16 protein-coding genes are annotated in these 17,564 nt (G+C 37.9%); 10 read left to right on the top strand and 6 right to left on the bottom strand.

All coding sequences use genetic code 11. The annotated features are described in order from the left end of the window. Positions 1 to 188: 188 nt before the first annotated feature. The 3 genes from DB41_RS01685 to DB41_RS10505 all read left to right on the top strand — a co-directional run bounded on the left by DB41_RS01685 (position 189) and on the right by DB41_RS10505 (position 3,036). Complete coding sequence (locus tag DB41_RS01685) at positions 189 to 383, top strand: F-box protein (protein WP_039383630.1); 195 nt, start codon at positions 189 to 191, stop codon at positions 381 to 383. A 195-nt stretch (positions 384 to 578) separates the two neighbouring features. Beyond that, positions 579 to 1,322: a leucine-rich repeat domain-containing protein gene (locus tag DB41_RS01680; RefSeq protein ID WP_052243791.1), complete on the top strand. Its 744-nt coding sequence runs from the start codon at positions 579 to 581 to the stop codon at positions 1,320 to 1,322. Positions 1,323 to 1,617: 295 nt separating this feature from the next. Next, a complete protein-coding gene (locus DB41_RS10505) occupies positions 1,618 to 3,036 on the top strand; it encodes a leucine-rich repeat domain-containing protein (protein ID WP_052243790.1) in 1,419 nt (472 codons plus the stop codon). 193 nt (positions 3,037 to 3,229) lie between these two features. Here DB41_RS10505 and DB41_RS01670 read toward each other — a convergent pair whose 3' ends face one another. Genes DB41_RS01670 through DB41_RS01660 form a run of 3 tightly spaced genes read right to left on the bottom strand, consistent with a single transcriptional unit; the run spans position 3,230 to position 5,871 of the window. Further along, a complete protein-coding gene (locus DB41_RS01670; protein WP_039383628.1) occupies positions 3,230 to 4,018 on the bottom strand; it encodes a NifU family protein in 789 nt (262 codons plus the stop codon). 10 nt (positions 4,019 to 4,028) lie between these two features. Continuing rightward, positions 4,029 to 5,195 (bottom strand): cysteine desulfurase family protein, encoded by a 1,167-nt coding sequence (locus DB41_RS01665; RefSeq protein WP_039383625.1) that lies wholly within the window; start codon positions 5,193 to 5,195, stop codon positions 4,029 to 4,031. 1 nt (position 5,196) lies between these two features. Then, positions 5,197 to 5,871 carry a 2,3-bisphosphoglycerate-dependent phosphoglycerate mutase gene (locus tag DB41_RS01660; RefSeq protein WP_193365240.1) on the bottom strand — a complete coding sequence of 225 codons (675 nt, stop codon included), beginning with the start codon at positions 5,869 to 5,871 and terminating at the stop codon, positions 5,197 to 5,199. Between the two features lie 217 nt (positions 5,872 to 6,088). On the opposite strand from DB41_RS01660, the gene DB41_RS01655 reads away from it, so the two are divergent. The 3 genes from DB41_RS01655 to DB41_RS01645 are packed head-to-tail and all read left to right on the top strand — an operon-like array spanning position 6,089 to position 9,369. Next, on the top strand, positions 6,089 to 6,799 hold the full coding sequence (locus tag DB41_RS01655; protein ID WP_039383622.1) for a pseudouridine synthase: 711 nt from the start codon (positions 6,089 to 6,091) through the stop codon (positions 6,797 to 6,799). Next, positions 6,799 to 7,965: a small ribosomal subunit Rsm22 family protein gene (locus DB41_RS01650; protein ID WP_039383620.1), complete on the top strand. Its 1,167-nt coding sequence runs from the start codon at positions 6,799 to 6,801 to the stop codon at positions 7,963 to 7,965. The genes DB41_RS01655 and DB41_RS01650 overlap by 1 nt, the downstream gene beginning before the upstream one ends. A gap of 12 nt (positions 7,966 to 7,977) precedes the next feature. Next, a complete protein-coding gene (locus DB41_RS01645) occupies positions 7,978 to 9,369 on the top strand; it encodes a hypothetical protein (protein WP_039383617.1) in 1,392 nt (463 codons plus the stop codon). Between the two features lie 2 nt (positions 9,370 to 9,371). On the opposite strand, the gene DB41_RS01640 is transcribed toward DB41_RS01645, so the two are convergent. Genes DB41_RS01640 through DB41_RS01630 form a run of 3 tightly spaced genes read right to left on the bottom strand, consistent with a single transcriptional unit; the run spans position 9,372 to position 12,058 of the window. Continuing rightward, positions 9,372 to 10,571, bottom strand: coding sequence for a hypothetical protein (locus tag DB41_RS01640; RefSeq protein WP_039383616.1), 1,200 nt, complete (start codon positions 10,569 to 10,571; stop codon positions 9,372 to 9,374). A gap of 14 nt (positions 10,572 to 10,585) precedes the next feature. Beyond that, positions 10,586 to 11,275, bottom strand: a complete 690-nt coding sequence (locus DB41_RS01635) for a hypothetical protein (RefSeq protein ID WP_039383614.1) — start codon at positions 11,273 to 11,275, stop codon at positions 10,586 to 10,588. A gap of 15 nt (positions 11,276 to 11,290) precedes the next feature. After that, positions 11,291 to 12,058 carry a tetratricopeptide repeat protein gene (locus DB41_RS01630; RefSeq protein WP_039383613.1) on the bottom strand — a complete coding sequence of 256 codons (768 nt, stop codon included), beginning with the start codon at positions 12,056 to 12,058 and terminating at the stop codon, positions 11,291 to 11,293. A gap of 1,213 nt (positions 12,059 to 13,271) precedes the next feature. On the opposite strand from DB41_RS01630, the gene DB41_RS01625 reads away from it, so the two are divergent. From DB41_RS01625 to DB41_RS01610, 4 genes are all read left to right on the top strand, one after another. Continuing rightward, positions 13,272 to 13,949, top strand: coding sequence for a TIGR00153 family protein (locus tag DB41_RS01625; protein ID WP_039383612.1), 678 nt, complete (start codon positions 13,272 to 13,274; stop codon positions 13,947 to 13,949). A gap of 10 nt (positions 13,950 to 13,959) precedes the next feature. Next, complete coding sequence (locus DB41_RS01620) at positions 13,960 to 15,408, top strand: inorganic phosphate transporter (RefSeq protein ID WP_232044339.1); 1,449 nt, start codon at positions 13,960 to 13,962, stop codon at positions 15,406 to 15,408. Positions 15,409 to 15,487: 79 nt separating this feature from the next. Beyond that, the gene (locus DB41_RS01615; RefSeq protein WP_039383610.1) at positions 15,488 to 16,015 is read left to right on the top strand and encodes a hypothetical protein; all 528 of its coding nucleotides are present in this window, start codon (positions 15,488 to 15,490) and stop codon (positions 16,013 to 16,015) included. Between the two features lie 152 nt (positions 16,016 to 16,167). Next, the gene (locus DB41_RS01610) at positions 16,168 to 17,553 is read left to right on the top strand and encodes an F-box protein (protein ID WP_052243789.1); all 1,386 of its coding nucleotides are present in this window, start codon (positions 16,168 to 16,170) and stop codon (positions 17,551 to 17,553) included. Positions 17,554 to 17,564: the final 11 nt, after the last annotated feature.

Below are 17,564 nucleotides of genomic sequence, written 5' to 3'. Positions count from 1 at the left end.
CCTTACCCGCTGAAATCATGTTCTTTTTATTAAGGCAGTAGAAGCTTCTCCGCAAATCTTTATCTATCTCCCTAGACAAAATTAAAGATTAAGTATCTAGTTCTGCATTATCTTGCCTGTTTTGTTTTTTCAACTATATAATCAATTTATAAAACGACAAATAGGCATAAAATTTAAAGAGACTATCCATGAATTCTAGCCATCCTATCACTATTGAGCACTTACCAAATGAAATACTCGCCCCTATTATAATGGCTTATGCTAGTCCCTCCCTATTCAGGGTTTGCACAAGATGGTCTCATCTGCTAGCTAAGGAAATCATGCCCTCTCTTTATAAGCAAATAAGCAAAATGCATGTTCCTCAAGGGAATGTTAACGAGTAAACTCTTTTTTTAGATAAAATTTATAAGCTAGAGGCTAACCTTCCTGAAGTAACAAAGATAAATAAAATTTTTAGACGCATCTTTATTTTAGCTGAGTCTTTTTCTCCATCAGAATTTAAAGAAAAACCTCTACAGAAAAGATATCTTACCCTCGCTAATTACTCTTCTTATCTTGTAAACATTAATCGCTTATTAATGTGGAAAGAAATTCCTGGTGGAAAGGAATTCTTAGGCCAAAAGAATATTCAACATTTATCTTTAGCAAAAAAAGGAAAGCTTTTTAAAGCATGGGTTGAAAGGTATGGTAAAGATATTACCAGCTTAAAGCTAACAGGAATAGTATTAACCTTTTTACCTCAAGAAATAAGACTACTCTCTCGACTACAAGAACTTTGTTTAAACGACAATCAAATTATCACATTTCCAGCAGAGATCCCGCAGCTGTCTCAATTACAAAAGCTTTACTTAAGTCACAACCACATCGCTTTTCTTCCTGGCGAAATAAAACAACTCTCTCATCTACAAGAGCTTGTATTGGTTAATAACCAGCTTATTTTTTGCCCTACCGAGATAGGACGGCTATCTCAGCTACAACATCTTGACTTAAGGAACAACCAACTGTCTTTTCTTCCTGCCGAAATAGGTCAGTTAGCTCAGCTGCAAGAGCTCTACCTAAGTAACAACCAGCTCTCTTCTCTTCCTAACGAGATAAGGCAGCTTCTTCAGCTGAAAGTCCTTAACTTAAGCGGCAACCAGCTTACCTCTCTTCCGGCCGCCCTCAAAGGCCTTTCTCGACTCCAAAGTTTATACTTAAACAACAATCAACTTTCTTTCCTACCTCCAGAAATAAGGCAACTATCTGCTCTAAAAAAGCTGCAAGTGAAAGGAAACCCGCTGCAAAGCCTTTCAACTGAAATAAAGCAACGTTTTAGGTTGTAGTTGAAAAATTCTCTGTTTGTATCCTTAAATTTTTAAGGGAAGGAATTGATATATTCATAAGCTTTTAAGAATATAAATAATTTTCCGAACCATCAAGAATTATATATATATCTAAATTATGTTTTTCACCTAAAAGAGAACAAAGAACTTTAGCAACTTTTTATATTCCTCTATTTTTAGACTTAAAGGCTAAAAATTTATTGCTAAGATTTTCTTGCTTATTTTGCTTTTTTTACTATATCTTTCTGAGAAAAAATGATAAATTTATGCATAAAACTTATAAACAGGCCCTGTAATGAATCCCAGCTCTTCTGTTACTATCGACCATTTACCTAATGAGATACTAACCCCCCTTTTAGAGCATATCAGCTCGCCTGCCTTATTTAGCGTTTGTACAAGATGGAGACACCTGTTAGCTACTGAAGTCATGCCCTCGCTTTATAAGCAAATAGGTAAAATGCATTTTCCTCAAGGAAATGTTAGTGAACAGGCTTTTATTTTAGACAAAATTTATAAGCTAGAAGATAGGCCTTCAGAAATAGAAAAAGTCAACGCAATTTTCAAGCAAACCTTTAATCTAGCTAGCTCTCTTGCTCCTATGAAGCTAGAATTTAAATGGAAAAGTGAAGAAACAAGGTTTTTTACTCTGGCTAATTATTCTTCTTATCTTATAAATATTAATCGTCTATTGATGTGGAAAAAACTTCCTGGTGGAGAGGAGTACTTAGAGCAAGAGAAAATCAAGTATTTGTCTTTAACGAAAAAAGGAGAGCTGTTTGAGCAATGGATTGAAAGGTATGGCAGAGATATTAAAAGCTTAGATTTACGAGGACTTGGCTTGACCTTTTTACCTATGGAGATAGGACAGCTTTCGCAGCTGCAAGAGCTTTACTTAAACTACAACCACTTCATCACCCTTCCCGCAGAAATAGGGCAGCTTTCGCAGCTGCAAGAGCTTTACTTAGGCAATAACCAGCTCACCTCCCTTCCTGCAGAGATAGGGCAGCTTTCCCAGCTAAGGAGACTTTACTTAAACGACAACCACTTCACCACTCTTCCAGCAAGGATAGAGCAGCTTTTGCAGCTGCGCGTTCTTAGCTTGATCCGTAACCAGCTCACCACCCTTCCTACAGGGATAAAGCAACTCATTCAGCTGCAAGAGCTTAACTTAAATTACAATCAACTTACTACCCTTCCGACAGAGATAAAGCTGCTGTCGCAGCTGCAAAGCCTTAACTTAAGCCACAACAATTTTAACTCTCTTCCTACACAAGTAGGGCAGCTTTCTAATCTGCAAGAGCTTTTCTTAAGCGGCAACCAGCTTACCTCTCTTCTTGCTGAGATAGGGCATTTATCTCAACTGCAAAAGCTTGATTTATCCGATAACCAGCTTACTTCTCTTCCTGCAGAGATAGGGCAGCTGACTAAGCTTAAAATGCTAAATTTAGACCACAACGAGCTTACTTCTCTTCCTGCAGAGATAGGGCAGCTGGCTTGGCTTGAAATGCTTAACTTAGACTACAACCAGCTAGCTATGCTTCCTGCCGAGATAGGATATCTCTCTCACCTGCAAAAGCTTGATTTATCCGATAACCGGCTCACTATTCTTCCTGAAGAGATAGAGCAGCTAACTGAACAACTGCTAGATCTGAGGCTAGATGGAAATCCGCTGGAAAGTATTCCTAGAGAACTAAAAAAGCGCTTTAGGCGGTAGCTGAAAAAGTCTGCATCCTTTTTTTCGCTTAATGTGCAATTAAAACAGATTAGCATTCTCAAAACTTTGTAAAGCTATAGAAAACCTTTATTGTACGCTAGTAAACATTACTACAAGCATTTAATTTTTCTTTTTTAAGTGAAAATAATAAGGAAATGATCGAGACTTAAGTCCAGGTCGGCCTAAATAGCCTTTAGCCCGTTATCCCTTTCATTTCCGGGATAACATTAATTTCTGGATGCACTTTAGCACGAATAATTTGTTGAATGTAAGATAAAGTCGTGCCTATAGAAGAGTAACACGAAGTACAGGAACCATGGTAAGCAATAATCAGCTCTTTATCTTCCAGCAAATTTAGAACGCTGACCCCACCCGCGTCTAAAGCAATATAAGGACGGATATCTTGATCTAGCACTTCTTCAATAACTGCTAATTTTTTCTTTAAAGATAATTCTTTCCAACCAGGATAACCTCCTGGAATTACATTATCCATACCTATAGGCACAGGTGTAGTCAAATAAGAATCGGCAAGGGGTATATCTATGCATTGCTCGGCACACTTTTCAATGGCTTCCAGCACTAGATTTAAGTGAGAATAAGTTTCATGAGGAAAAGCAGCCTCATCCGCACGATCGCGCACTTGCCTATCAATAAGATCTGCATTCATGCGCTGAGCTTGAAGATAATTTTTCCCTACTAGCAGCTCACAAGCTATTTCTGATGCGCCAATCAAGGCTGTATGGCCAAACACTTGGAATTTTGCATCTACAATCACTCCATCGTCTTTATCTACCAGCCAATAAAAAGAGATGATATTTCCCTCTTCTAAGCTACCGGCAGAGCCTTCTATAAAAAGCATTTCCCTTTCGGCAGCATCTTCCTTTAGGAAAATTCCTCCGCAATAAGGGTGATCAATTTTATTGATTAATTTTTTGCTATAACGTGTCCAAGTAAACGGATGGACAAATTGCAAAATTCCCATATTTATCTCTTCAATGATTAAAGTAAAGGTGTGAAGAAAGTTTGCGCAGCTTCAATACACACTCTTTAATAATTTCAACTGCATGCATAACCTCATCTTCGGAATTATCTTTACAGAAACTAAAACTTAGTGTTGAAGAAGCTAATGTTTCGTCCATAGCAGAAGCCATAAGGATTAATTTTAGTTGCTGAAAATTTCCTCCTCCCATGCTAGCATAAACGCCTTTTCTATTTAAGGCAAATAGAAGGGCTTCACTATTGATACCCGCAAAAGCAATTGCGCTAATATGAGGAAGCCTGTTTTGATCTTGAAAAAATACCTGGGTATGAGGAATGGAGGAAGTAATCTGCGTTTCAAAAAGATCTCTCAATCTGGCCACCTCTGTACACATCAAATCTTGGGCTTCTAAAACTTCACAAGAAGCTTCACCTAGCCCTACTAAAGCCGGTACATTTAAAGTTCCCGCTCGCCTCCCACCTTGATCCATTCCCCCTACAATAAAGCTGCTACACTTGATTCCCTCTTTAATGTACAATCCGCCTGTGCCTTTAGGAGCATGCAAATGATCTCCATTGAAAGTCAAAAAAGCTGGGTTAATATCCTCCAATTGAAAAAAAAGCTTACCCAAGACATGAGTAGCGTCGATATGTAATAAGACACCTTTTTCTTGGCATACTGCAGCGATTTCTGCTACCGGATTAATCACGCCGGTAAGCCCATTAGCCCATGCAAGAGAAACAAGAGCCGTACGAGGTGTAATGGCGTCAGCCACTGCAGCCGGGGAAATGTAGCCCGAGAGATTTGCTTTCAATATTTTCCCTACGCAGGTCCAATCTTCTAAGCGATTGATCAACATGGTAGCAGGAGCCTCTTCAATATTTGAAGTGATAAATTGATTTTTCCCTGTTAAACGGGTAACATCATGATAAACGGAGTAAAAGACATGGTTTACTGCTTCAGCACCGGATGAAGTGAATACAAAAGCGTCTGTTTTTTTTATATTTAGCAGCTTATAAATATAGTTAAGGCTTTCTTCGATTGCTGGAAGAAGTTCTTGTCCCAGATGATGAGGAGCTAGTGGAGCTCCCCACTGTCTGTAAAAGAAAGGGAGCATTTTACTAACCGTTTTTTCTGAAGGACGGGTAGTCGTGCTATTATCAAAGTAGATGGAAGGCATATTATTGTTGAATAAAGTGGGGGTCTTGATAATCGTAAATGATAGGTGTGCCAGTAGTTAATTCAAGCTGTACAACTTCTTCTTTGGATAAATGGCTTAGGAACATAATGATTGCTCTAAGGGAGTTGCCATGGGCAGCGATAAAAATATTCATTCCATTTTTCAAGGCAGGTAATATGTAATTTTTGAAGTAGGGAACAGCACGAGCACTTGTCATTTCCAAACTCTCTCCCCCGGGTGGGGCCACCTCAAAACTGCGACGCCAAATTTGAACTTGCTCTTTTCCATATTTTTTTACGGTCTCTGTTTTATTTAGGCCTTGCAACTCTCCATACATTCTTTCATTAAGTTGCCATGCACAATAGACAGGCACTATTTTTTTCCTCGTTTCCTCACTATGAATTTGAAACCATTCCTCTAAATGCTCCTGAGAGCTAGGCTGGATGGCAGGCACCTTGCCGGAGGAGTGTTGGAGCATGGCAAGCATCGCGGTTTGCTGGGCTCGCATCAAGGAAGAGACAAAAATAGCGTCGATAGGCAGCTGGCTAATAAGCTTTCCACCTTCTACTGCTTCTTGCATTCCTCTTGAAGATAAAGGAACATTTACCCACCCTGTAAATAAATTCAGTTCATTCCAACATGATTGCCCATGGCGCATTAAAATTAGCTTACCCACTCTTAAGTAACCTACATTCATTATAATTTTTCATCATAGCTACTCATCAAGCAAGTATCAAGGAAATTATAACTCCTTAAAAGGCTAGCCATGATCGATCGTTTGAACTTGCAAACTAAGCTACCGTGGGTGAGCTTTTCTACCGAGATATAAGGGTTGTAATTTTAATAAAAATTGTTTAAAGTTATCACTTAAAACCAATTAATTAGGCTTTTTAATGGAAAAAATAAAAAACAGACTGAGCAAATTCTTGGCTGCTGCTGGAGTAGCTTCCCGTAGAGGCTGCGAAGAGATTATCTTTGCTGGTCGGGTAAAAGTGAATGGTGATATCTGCATCATCCCGCAAACCATGGTGGGCGCTAAAGATAGCATTACTGTGGATGATGAAAAAATAAAGCAAGCCGAAGCAAAAGTTTACTATCTTTTAAATAAGCCCACGGGATACGAATGCACAAATGCTAGGCATCGTGATACCAAAATTGTTATAGATCTCTTTGAAAATATAGAGCAAAGGTTATTTACGGTCGGTCGTCTAGATAAAGAAACAGCAGGGCTGCTTTTAGTGACCAATGATGGGCATTTTGCTAATCAAGTCATTCATCCCTCCCAAAATATTCAAAAAGAATATTTAGTAAAAACTGACCAAGACATTACCGATGAACATCTAAAAGCTATTGCCAGCGGCACCCTTATTGAAGGCTCTTTTGTCAAGCCTGTCCGTGTTATAAAAGTTCGTAAAGGGACTTTAAAGGTAATCATTATGGAAGGTAAAAAACGCGAAGTGCGTCATTTGTTAGAAGCAGTGGGTTTAAAAGTTTACTCCTTAACGCGCATTCGCCTGGGTGGTTTGATCTTAGGACAATTGCCTGTAGGCAGCTGGCGCCCTTTAACCGATCGAGAAAAAAAATTAATATTTGAGACTCATTAATGAAAGCAAATAGGATACCTGCTCATCAGCTAGAAGAAATCATGCCTATCCTTTTAGGCGCCTGGCGGCGCATGCATAAGGAGGCTGGCCCTGCTGATAAATTGCAAACACGCGAATTTCGTCGCGTGGTGGAAGGGGTAAAAAATTTACAAGTAGGTCTTGAAACAGGTCATCAACTCATAGGTAGAGATTACTTTACAGATAAAGATTTATTGGGCTCCTATCTGCTTTATCATTGGGTAGTTAATTATCAACAAGGATTATCTATTCTAGGCGAGATTCCTTTTAAACCTAAACGTGTGTTAGACATATGCAGTGGGCCAGGAGCTTTTTCTCTAGCAGCCATTAAGCATGGGGCCTCAGAAGTGACGGCTTTGGACTATAATCAAGCTGCTCTACAACTGGGCGCTGAAGTATGTGGAAGATCAGGCTATGCTTTAAGCATTCGCTCCTGGAATTGCCTTACGACACCCCTTCCTTTGGAAGGAAAATTTGATTTAATCATTGTGGCTCATTGTTTAAAAGAACTTTTTCCTATCAATAGTGCTCACTGGCAGACTAAGCAAAATGAATTTTTGTCCATGCTACTTAATCGACTCACCCCTGCAGGCTATTTAGTAGTTGTCGATTCTTCTCATCCCGAAGCTAACCAGAGGATTTTGCAGATACGCGATTGCATGGTAAGAAAAAAGGTACCTATACAAGCCCCTTGTGTGTGGAAAGGAGAATGTCCAGCCCTCCAAGCTAAAAACAATCCCTGCTATGCCCAGCGAGAATTTTATAAACCTTATATTATCAAAGAAATCCAACGTGCTGCCCAAATCAATCTGGGCTCTTTAAAAATGTCTTATATAATTTTTCGCAACCCTCAAGCGGAATGGCCTATTTTAGAGGAGAAAAAATATTACCGAGTTATTAGCCCCCCGGTTGAATCTTTTCATGGTACACGTTTTTATCTATGTGGGGTAGATGGCAAAAAACATTTAGGTTCCCGCTTGCAGGTGCTTCCTTCCGAATCTAAAGCATTTGAATATTTAAGGCGTGGTGAGCTAATTTCTATTGAAAAGGCTCATGAAAATCAAAATGCTATGGATATTATTGAAAATACACACGTAAAAGTGGCAGCGGCATGCGGCAAGCCTATCCCTGAAATTATTAATGAATAGGCAATCATTTGAATGGATAAAGAAAAAAACGTTTCTACTAGAGAGCTACAAGCCGCTATAAAAATTTTAGAAAGCTTTTCTTATCGTAAAGAAACATCTTCTTCTGTCTCTATCCTAAAAAAAACTATGACATTTGCTAAGCAGCTTTTTTCTATTAGTTCTGTGAAGGTAGAAGAGAAAAAAAATCTTCAACAAGCTCTGGCACTAATTAAAAACAGCTTTTCTTTAATTCAATCTTTAGCCGAGGGCACTTTTCGGCAAAAACAAATAGCATCTTCTGCTTACACAGCTATCGACCGTTTTAATGCATTAAGTAGCCCTCTAAAAAGACGTCCCCTCCCCTGGCGTCGATGGATGGACACACTTCTAATCAAAATTCCTAAAAGAGAAAAAAGAAAAGAAAAAATAAGTCTAGGCAAAGAAGTTTCCTGCAAGTTTTATAGCCAAGAAGATGAAAAGATTAAACTACCCCTCCCACCATTTTCTCAAGGCGAGCTTTTGCCTACTACCCAAGAAATCGACGCTTTTCGTATGAAAGCTATTACTTTACTTAAGCATCATGAAGTGCGCTTTACCTCTTTAACTGAACAATTAAATATTATTCGTGAAATGCCGATTGTAATCAAGGAACAGACTCCTTTATCTAAAGCGATTGCTGAATCTGTGGTAGCCCTTGAGCAAACGATATCTTCTTTTCCTGGAGAAACTATTGAGCTTAAAGGTACTTTCAAACGTTCTTTAAAAAGCAAAGGTCCCAGCATTCCTATACCTGAAAGCTTTCATATTACCACTCAATCACAGCAAACAGGATACCCTCACCCTTCTCAGCACCATGGTTGGGTCTTATCCCCCTTCTTGTTACCCAAAGATCATGCTTTAAAAGACAAAATGCAAGAAATTGCTAACGAACTAAAACCAACGGGTCGTTTTAATCTGCAAGCCAAAGCTTTTCTAAAAGCTAAGCAAGAGTGCTTTAATCAACATGTAACTGAGTTTTTATCCCTTCACCTGCAGTTAAATGAATGCATGTTGAAAATCATAGGGATAAATGAAAAGACGATTTTAAATTCTTTTTATAAGCATCTTTTTCAACACAATAATCCTTATCATTATCTTAGCTACCTTCATCAAATCATTATCCATCAATACCTCGAAAAGAGAAAAGATTCTTTGAAAGCAGCCCTGTATACTCCGACAGAGTTAGAATACATCTATCAAATCGGCAATTTCTATGAAATTAGCATGGAAAAACATCTAAACTTGCTAGAAGAACTTGCATTAAAGCAACTGCACGATTTCTTGATGGAGATAGAAAAGGAAAAAGTTTTATCTCCTTCTGCTATGTATCACTGGCTCAAAGAAATGCTTTTAAATGATATTAATTTTTTCAGCAGTAACAGTTAGCGTTAAGGTGATTTTTTATCATACACTGGTAGGAAGTGGCCTGGATACAAAGCTAATTCCACTGTAGTGTCATAAGGGGTACTTAAGGGATATTCTAATTCTGCTACCCAGAGCCCATCCATTCCATCTCCTCCATCACCTACTTCATATACTTTTAAATTGACCTGGTAGAGATGGCAAAGGATTACCCCCTCTATTTCCGACTTACCCCAGATAGGATATCCTCCATGCTTCTCTGCCTCACTGCTATTATACTTAACACCTTTTACATAACTTTCGTAGCTATCTATATTTCCATATTCTTCTTCTAAACTATTTTTTATCCAGTTATTCTGAGAGGGAAGAGTATTAACATATTCGCTTACTTTTCTTCGCAAATCCGTAAGGGTAAGGTTTCCATTTAATTTCTTATTGAGTGCTTGAGCAAAAGCATCAAAAAAACAATCACCATCATCTATGGCTGTTCCATATTCTTTATTTATGGCAGCTAAATCACCTTTCAAACGTTCAAGGCATCGGTCTTTTATACTTCTTTTCGGTTTTGAGGAGGGATCGTTGCTTGATATAGGTAATCTTTTTAAATCCCTATCTTCTTCTTTTTGGTCTAATTCATCGTAATCTATCTCGTTCTCGTTACTTTCTAGGTCGATCTCGTAATAGATATCTTCATCGTCTGAATAATATAGATCTTCTTCTACTCTATCGCTAGCGGCAAGGGAAGCTTTATGCTGAGCTTTTGGCTCGCTCACTTTTTCTTTGGGGTTTGTCTTAACCTCACTTGCAAGAGTTTCTCCCAAAGGATTAGCATCTGGCTTACCTATCTCTTTATCCAGGTTTGATTTTCCCTCTTGTGAAAACTTATAGAAAAGAGTATCCGCTTTCTCTGAAGTCATATGCGCCTGGCTCTGAGGTTGTAGGTCATCGCTTTTATAAACCGCTATCGAACGTTTACCGGTAAAGAATTCTTTCCAACCTTCCCTAATTTGACTATAAATCATCCCTAAGCCTAAAGAAAAAAAGGTCAATGCTAGGGATTTAAGACCTATCAAAATTCTATGGAAAGGGGTAAATTTTGTCTGCTCGCCAGACTCAAGGGAATATTTTTTGCCGTCAGGCCTTGTAACTGTATATTCCAAAGAGTCAAACGATTGATTATCATATTGGGTATAACTTTTTTCTTTATCTATATATTTTATTATCATTATGAAATCCCCATTTAATGATGTTTTTTTGCCTTCAAGCTATTTTCTTCCCTTTCAGTTAATTCAGGAGCTGCTTCTCTTTTTTCCTCATTGTCCGCTTTGAAGAAGGTAGCTGCAGGTATTGGATGATGCTCGAGTTCTGGCTCTTCTTCCTCTGCTTGCATGGAGGACTTAAAAGAAGAGGAAGTTTTAGGTGTGATTACGACACTTCCTGGAGTAATTGCTTGCTCTACAGGTACGGAAGAATTTTCTGCTACCTGAACGCCTGGATGGCTTTTCTTTTCGCCTATCATCCAGTTTCCTATTAATTCAAAGGTGGTAAAATACAAGCCTAAAAAAGCATCCGCTAGGCCTATGCTTCCCCGCTCAATTTCATAACCTGTAGATTTCTTAATGGCATTGTTTACCACATCTCCTGCAGGGGCTAAAGCAGCCGCTATAAAAAAGTGTAAGCTCATTGCCACGGGTACCAGGGGAATTAACGCTACAATCCCTATAGTGCCTGCCGTTACTCGACCAATAGTTGCAAGCGCATGCAAAGCTTTGCTCTCTTTCATTTGTTTAGCCGCAGTCGTTAGCTTAGGCAAACCTTTTCCTGGATTTTCTGTGCTTAGTTCTATAAAATCCTTTTTGACTCCTTGTGTTTTCTGCACAGAATCCATACCAGGTGTCGAAGAGAAATCTCTAGGAAGTATAGCACTCATATAACCCTCATGATGTTAAGCTTCTATTTCATTAGCCAGTTTCCTAACATGGCTTTCCCACTCTTCTTTTACTTCTGGTGAGGCGTGAATAAAGCTCCATAGCTTTTCTAGTGACTCCAAAGCCAAGCCTTGTTGATGCATAGATTGATAACAACGAGCTAAATAAAACTGTGTCTCTAAAAAGTTAGGATCTATTTCTTCAGCCATTAGATAATAATTAAGGGCTTTAGCGTACTCTCCCTCATTTTGATAGCAATATCCCATGGCATTCCAGTAGGAGGAAACTGTAGGAGAAAATGTTAATAAGAGTTGTAAGAGATTTTTAGCATCTTCGCATGCATGATTGTTAAAATTTTTGATGGCAAGCTCATAAATTAAGAGTAAAGTCTCACTTGAAAGGCCATATAGTGCTGTCCATAAAGGCTGATCAGCATCAATGAGACTATTTTGTGCCAGGGCCTCTTTATCCTCTGAAGTTGAATAATTTTTTTGAATTTCTTGAATTTTTTTAAAAGCTTGTTCTACTTCGTTCAGAACTTTTAGCATTAAGTAGGTATCATTTTTTTCTAATAGCTCGATTTTGAGCAAATTAATTCCTTTCATATATTTTTGGAGCAGCGAAGTTAAATTTAGCTCTTTGGCTATTTGCTCTTTAAAAGCTAACCTATATTGATGCTCTGTTTTTAATGGGCTGGCTAACAAATAAAAATCTTGGTTATTCACATATTCTTCAATTACAGGCTTTATCTTGGCTTCAAAAGCTTTTATTTTTTCCTGCTGCATAAAAGAATCCTTAGTAAATTACCCTCTTAAAATAAGTATACCTATATATTTATAATTAATTCAATTAATTTCAAATAAAATAATATATTATTTATTAAGTTGTTTATTATATTAAAATTAACACATCATTTTATATCTCCTCTATTACGGATGGTTTTTAAGAAAAAAAGAAGATAAGATAAAGAACTTATAGATAAATGTAAAATTTTTCTAAAAATTTAAACAATTATAACTGATAAGAGCTTGCCAATAACATTTAACCAGGCCTGGCTTCAAGAAGGGGCTTTCTCTCCCCCTCCCCTTTTTTTCATGGCTAGCTTGATAACAATTAACCCTTAACCTTTTGTAATCTTTTTTAACCCATTATCCCTTTAGCTTTAATAGGCCACCTCTTTACTTAAAAAGAGGCCTTTAATGCTTAAGCTATTCATCCAAAAAAACCTAATTCCAAGAAAAAATTATAGGAAAAATGCTCAATAAAGCTACAAACCTTTAATGCTAGGAATGCTAGAGGATTAAGCAAGAAGGTTTGATAAAATAGGGCTATGAAGAAAAATAGATTTAAAAATGCGGCGGAGTAAGCGGAATTTCTAAACTATTTAAAAGTTTGAAGAAGTTTTTTTTGCTGAAGGATTGGGATGTTTTCGTAAAGAAAAACATCCCAGATAAAGTAATATTGCTTAAACCCATTAGGGATATTAAAATCCCTTCAAGATAATAAAATTCATAAAGAGGATCCCTAGGATTTTAACATTTAAATCTTTCAGGAGTCGGTAAAGCCTTAAATATCTAGCTTGTAAAGCTAGGCTCTTCTGTAGGTGCTGCGCCAATAGAACAACCAGCATGTAAAAGACCTTGACTAAAGGAAGCTTACCTTTGATTTTTTAAGCTTTTTAGTAATAGAGTCTCAAGTTTTTATCGAATTTTTTTATAAAATTAAAAGGATTGAATAGCTGACCCGTTCCATTTTAAAGCCGTTAATGATTTATCAGCCAATCCCTCTTCTAACTATTTTCAAAACATGCCTTTAAAGTTAAGGCATAGGCGAACCAGCACCAATCCACACTGCTTATTTACCCGGCTTATCGTCTTGCAAGGATGTTGCCAAGCTAACCTGCGATAAGGTAAGCCTCTTATTAAAATATTCCTTTCTTTATTCAAAATTCCCTTTTATTGTATCGTTTATCTAGATTCATTATTTTAGGTTAAAATTATGCTAAAAACAATTTTAGGCATTTTTGGTCGCTCTCCTTTCGCTCCTTTACAGTCTCATATGGAGATCGTCAATAGCTGCGTACAAATGCTACCCAGTTTATTCGAAGCCATGAAAAATAAAGATTATGCTGCCGTTGAAAAGATTGCCGAGAAAATTTCTGAGCAAGAGCATCATGCCGATCTAGCTAAAAATCATATTCGCAATCATTTACCTAAAAACATTTACCTTCCTATTGAAAGACAGCATTTGCTGGATATCTTATCTTTACAAGATGATATTGCGGACAAAGCCCAAGACCTAGGGGTTCTTTCAAATTTGAAACCTTTAGAAATATTGCCCAGCTTCGAAAATGAATTTAATTTATTTCTTGTTAAGAATATGGAATCTTTTGAAGAAGCCAGGCGAATTATTAACGAACTACACGAACTCATCGAAACCTCCTTTGGTGGAGTGGAAGCGGAAAAAGTTCGAAGTATGGTAGAAAAGGTAGCTTTTAAAGAACACGAAGTAGATATTCTTCAACGTAAACTTTTGAAAAATCTGTATCAGTCTGAAAACGAAATGACGCATAGTACCTTTTATTTATGGCAAAAGATTTTTGGAACCACTGGCGCTCTTTCCGATATATCTGAGAAGCTGGCTAACCGCGTAAGACTCACCTTAGAACTGCAATAACGGAGATTGAATGATACCCGACATTCTATTGATACCTGAAAACATGCTTTTACTCATCTTTCTTTTGCTAGCAGGCTTTTATATGGCATGGAGCATTGGAGCTAATGATGTAGCAAATGCAATGGGAACCTCTGTAGGTTCTGGCGCACTTTCCTTAAAAACCGCTGTAGTTATCGCAGCTCTTCTAGAATTTTCAGGGGCTTTTTTCTTTGGGTCCCATGTATCTGACACTATTCAAACAGGCATTATTGACTCTGCTCTATTTGCTTATGAGCCACGCATCTTAGTTTATGGAATGCTAGCTTCCTTGCTAGCAGCAGGCATATGGTTACAAATTGCCTCCTATTTTGGATGGCCTGTTTCTACCACTCACTGCATTGTAGGAGCAATTGTAGGGTTTGGCATCGTTGTAGGAGGATTAGAAGCAATACAATGGGAAAATGTATTATTTATCATCACTAGCTGGGTGATTTCCCCTATTCTGGGTGGCATCATTTCTTACTTTATTTTTAATATCCTAAGAAAGAAGATTTTCTATACCCCTAACCCTATCAGATCCGCCCAAAAGATTACTCCTATGATCGTTTTCTTAACAGTCACGGTGATGGGGCTCATCCTGGTTTTTAAAGGCTTGCAAAATTTAAACTTAGAATTTACCTTCTTAGAAGCCCTTATTTTCTCAGCTTTTCTAGGAACGATCGGCTCTTTCATAAGTTATCTACTGTTACGCAATATCTCCGCACCTACACGCTGTCAGCAGCCTGTGTGTAATGCTGAGACTACACTGTCTTTAGATAAAGCTAGAAAACATTTACTAAGAGCCCGAGAAACCGTCTCAGGAAATGAAATGCACTACCACTTATCTATCCTGCTAAATGAAGTGGATAATGTATCGACCACAATCAAGAAATCCAGCGATGGAGAAGTGCACAAATCTGAATACGCTACCGTCGAAAAAATTTTTGGTTATCTTCAAATCATGAGTGCATGCTTAATGGCATTTGCGCATGGTGCGAATGATGTAGCCAACGCGATTGGACCTCTTTCCCAAGGCATCCAAGTTCTCATTAACAATACAGTTATTACGACTAGCACTACGCCTGTATGGGCCTTAGCTTTAGGTGGAGTAGGAATCGTAGTAGGATTAGCGACCTGGGGCTGGCGTGTCATTGAAACAATTGGTAAAAAAATCACCGAATTGACTCCTACGCGCGGTTTTGCAGCAGAATTTGGCGCAGCCACTACCGTGGTACTTGCTTCAAGATTAGGGTTACCTGTTTCTACTACGCATACGCTAGTGGGTTCTGTAGTAGGCGTAGGATTAGCACGAGGCCTAGAAGCTCTAGACTTAAGTATGACACGCGATATCATGATTTCTTGGCTAGTGACTGTACCTACAGGTGCTTTAATAGCTGTAGGCTTTTTTAATGCTATAATGTATCTTATTACTATCATTTAAACTGCTGTAACTTGCCTATCCATGGCAGGAAATTAAAGCCTTATTTAATTTTTAACCGTTCTTTTAGGATAATTTTAAAATGAATAAAATTCTTCTGTTTATCTTATACTCACTCTTTATCCAATCGGGCATGTATGCAGAGGCCCCTCGCCCTAAGGCTATTCTTCAAGCTCATCTACATGCAGCTTCAACTAATCCGAGTGATATCAAAACAATGAAAATTCATCCTGGCTCTACAGTTACTCTACAAGCTGAAATAAAGAACGTTGGAAATTTGCCAAGTGCTCCAGGAAAAGTCTACATCCGCTTTGTCTTGATCGAGCCGCTAGAAGACTTATTGCAAAGTCGCACTTTTCATACCGAAAGTATTCTCCTACCTTCCCTCTATCCTGGACAAGTAACTGTTGTTAAGTTTATGAAAGAACATCAATGGCCGTCCTTACAGGATTTTATTAAACAAAATTGGAATATGCGTCACTATCAAGCAGTAGTTAAAATTGATGGAGAAAAAGAGGAAAAAGTGATTGGATATCTCCCTATATTTTTCTCTGCTTATTATTATGAGGGACATCATCGTGAAGTGCCTAGAGAAGTTAAAGCACGCTAAAAAATAAAAAAACTTTATAATATTTATACCAGGTAATTGGCAAAATTTGACCCCCTAACTTATAAAGTTATCTTGCTCACTTCGTTTGGATAAAAAATATAGGAAAAAGAGATTGCAAAAAATAATCCGTAAGGGATTTATAGGAAAAAAATATGCATTCACTTTCTTTTGTCCCCCACATAAGAATACCTGAAGAAGTGCTATTAAAGATTCTTAGTCTTCTAGATGAAAAAGAGTTACCAATTGTAGCTCTTGTTAACAAACATTGGCAGCGAATGGCCCAAGATCCTTCTTTATGGCGGCCTATCTGCCAACGACGCTGGAAAAACCTTAGCCGCTCTTCTTCTCCCGGAAAAAACTGGCGAAAAATCTGTAAGAAAAGAGTGCAGATGTCGCAAACGATGAGGCTAACGAAAGGCGAATATTCGAAAAACAAATGTAAACAAACTATCTACAAATTACCTAATTTCTCAGGAAAAATTCTTGCGCTTAAAAGAGAAAAACAATTTGCTTTTATAAAAGCTACAGCAGGTACAGCGCAAATCTATCACTTGGGCGAAAAAAGTTGTCAGTTAGTGTATGATAATGTGAAAGAGGAAAGTTCTCGTCTGATTCATTATCAAGAAGGCCATATTATTCAAGTGACGCAAGAAGGGCAGCTCTATCGTTGGAAAGTTAATGAGGCTTTTCCTACAACTTCTCTATGTTACCTTGAAAATTTTGAAGAGGCTTACTTTGCTCAAAATCATTTATTTTTAGTTAATTCTCATCACACGCAATTTAAAATTGTGGATGTACGCACAGGATTAAGCTGCTACAAGACTACCTTGGCACCGATCAATTTTATTCTCTGCCGAAATAATCAAGCCTTAATCCACTGTCTAGATGGCAGCCTTTATTTTATTAATAATCTAGAGAGCTCTTTCTCCAGCAGCCTTATGGCGTTGGAAGGCAACCTTAAGTCCCCTCTTAATCAAGAACTCTGCCAGTTTGATGAAGCGCGAGTCATCGTTTTATGCGAAGATGATTTACAAAGAAGATGCCATATATGGGATGCTTCTAATGGAAAAAAGAAAATAGAGTTTACCTTGGCACCACGACCTGTGGAAAAATGTTGGGATAAGAAGTCAATTCTAACAACCTCTAGTTATGATGGCAAGCGCTTAGCAGTAGGACTAAGTATAGGTTTTGTCTTAATTTATGATGTTGATGATGGAAATTTTTTAACGTCATCAAACATAGGCGACATAGATTCTGTGCGCTTTCTTGCTTTAGATGAAAACCATTTCCTCGCCTCTACTTTTCATCCTGAATTCAAGAGTTTTGAACTTTATCAACATACTCCAGCTAAAAAATGTGGTGGAATAATATTGCCCTTCCTGCCTAACACATATCCATGGGTAAATTCTAATACTATTCATGCTAGCTACGATGGCCACAAACTAGTCTTTTGTGATGAACATGGATGGCTGCATCTATGGGACTTTGCTCATTTGCAAGGAAAGGAGCCTATTTTAGTGGCTCCTCCCTATGCTTAGAAAAACTATTT

The sequence above is a fragment of the Neochlamydia sp. TUME1 genome, from assembly GCF_000813645.1.
In the GTDB taxonomy this organism is placed as follows: Bacteria; Chlamydiota; Chlamydiia; order Chlamydiales; family Parachlamydiaceae; genus Neochlamydia.
This window is presented reverse-complemented; position numbering and strand designations above follow the sequence as displayed.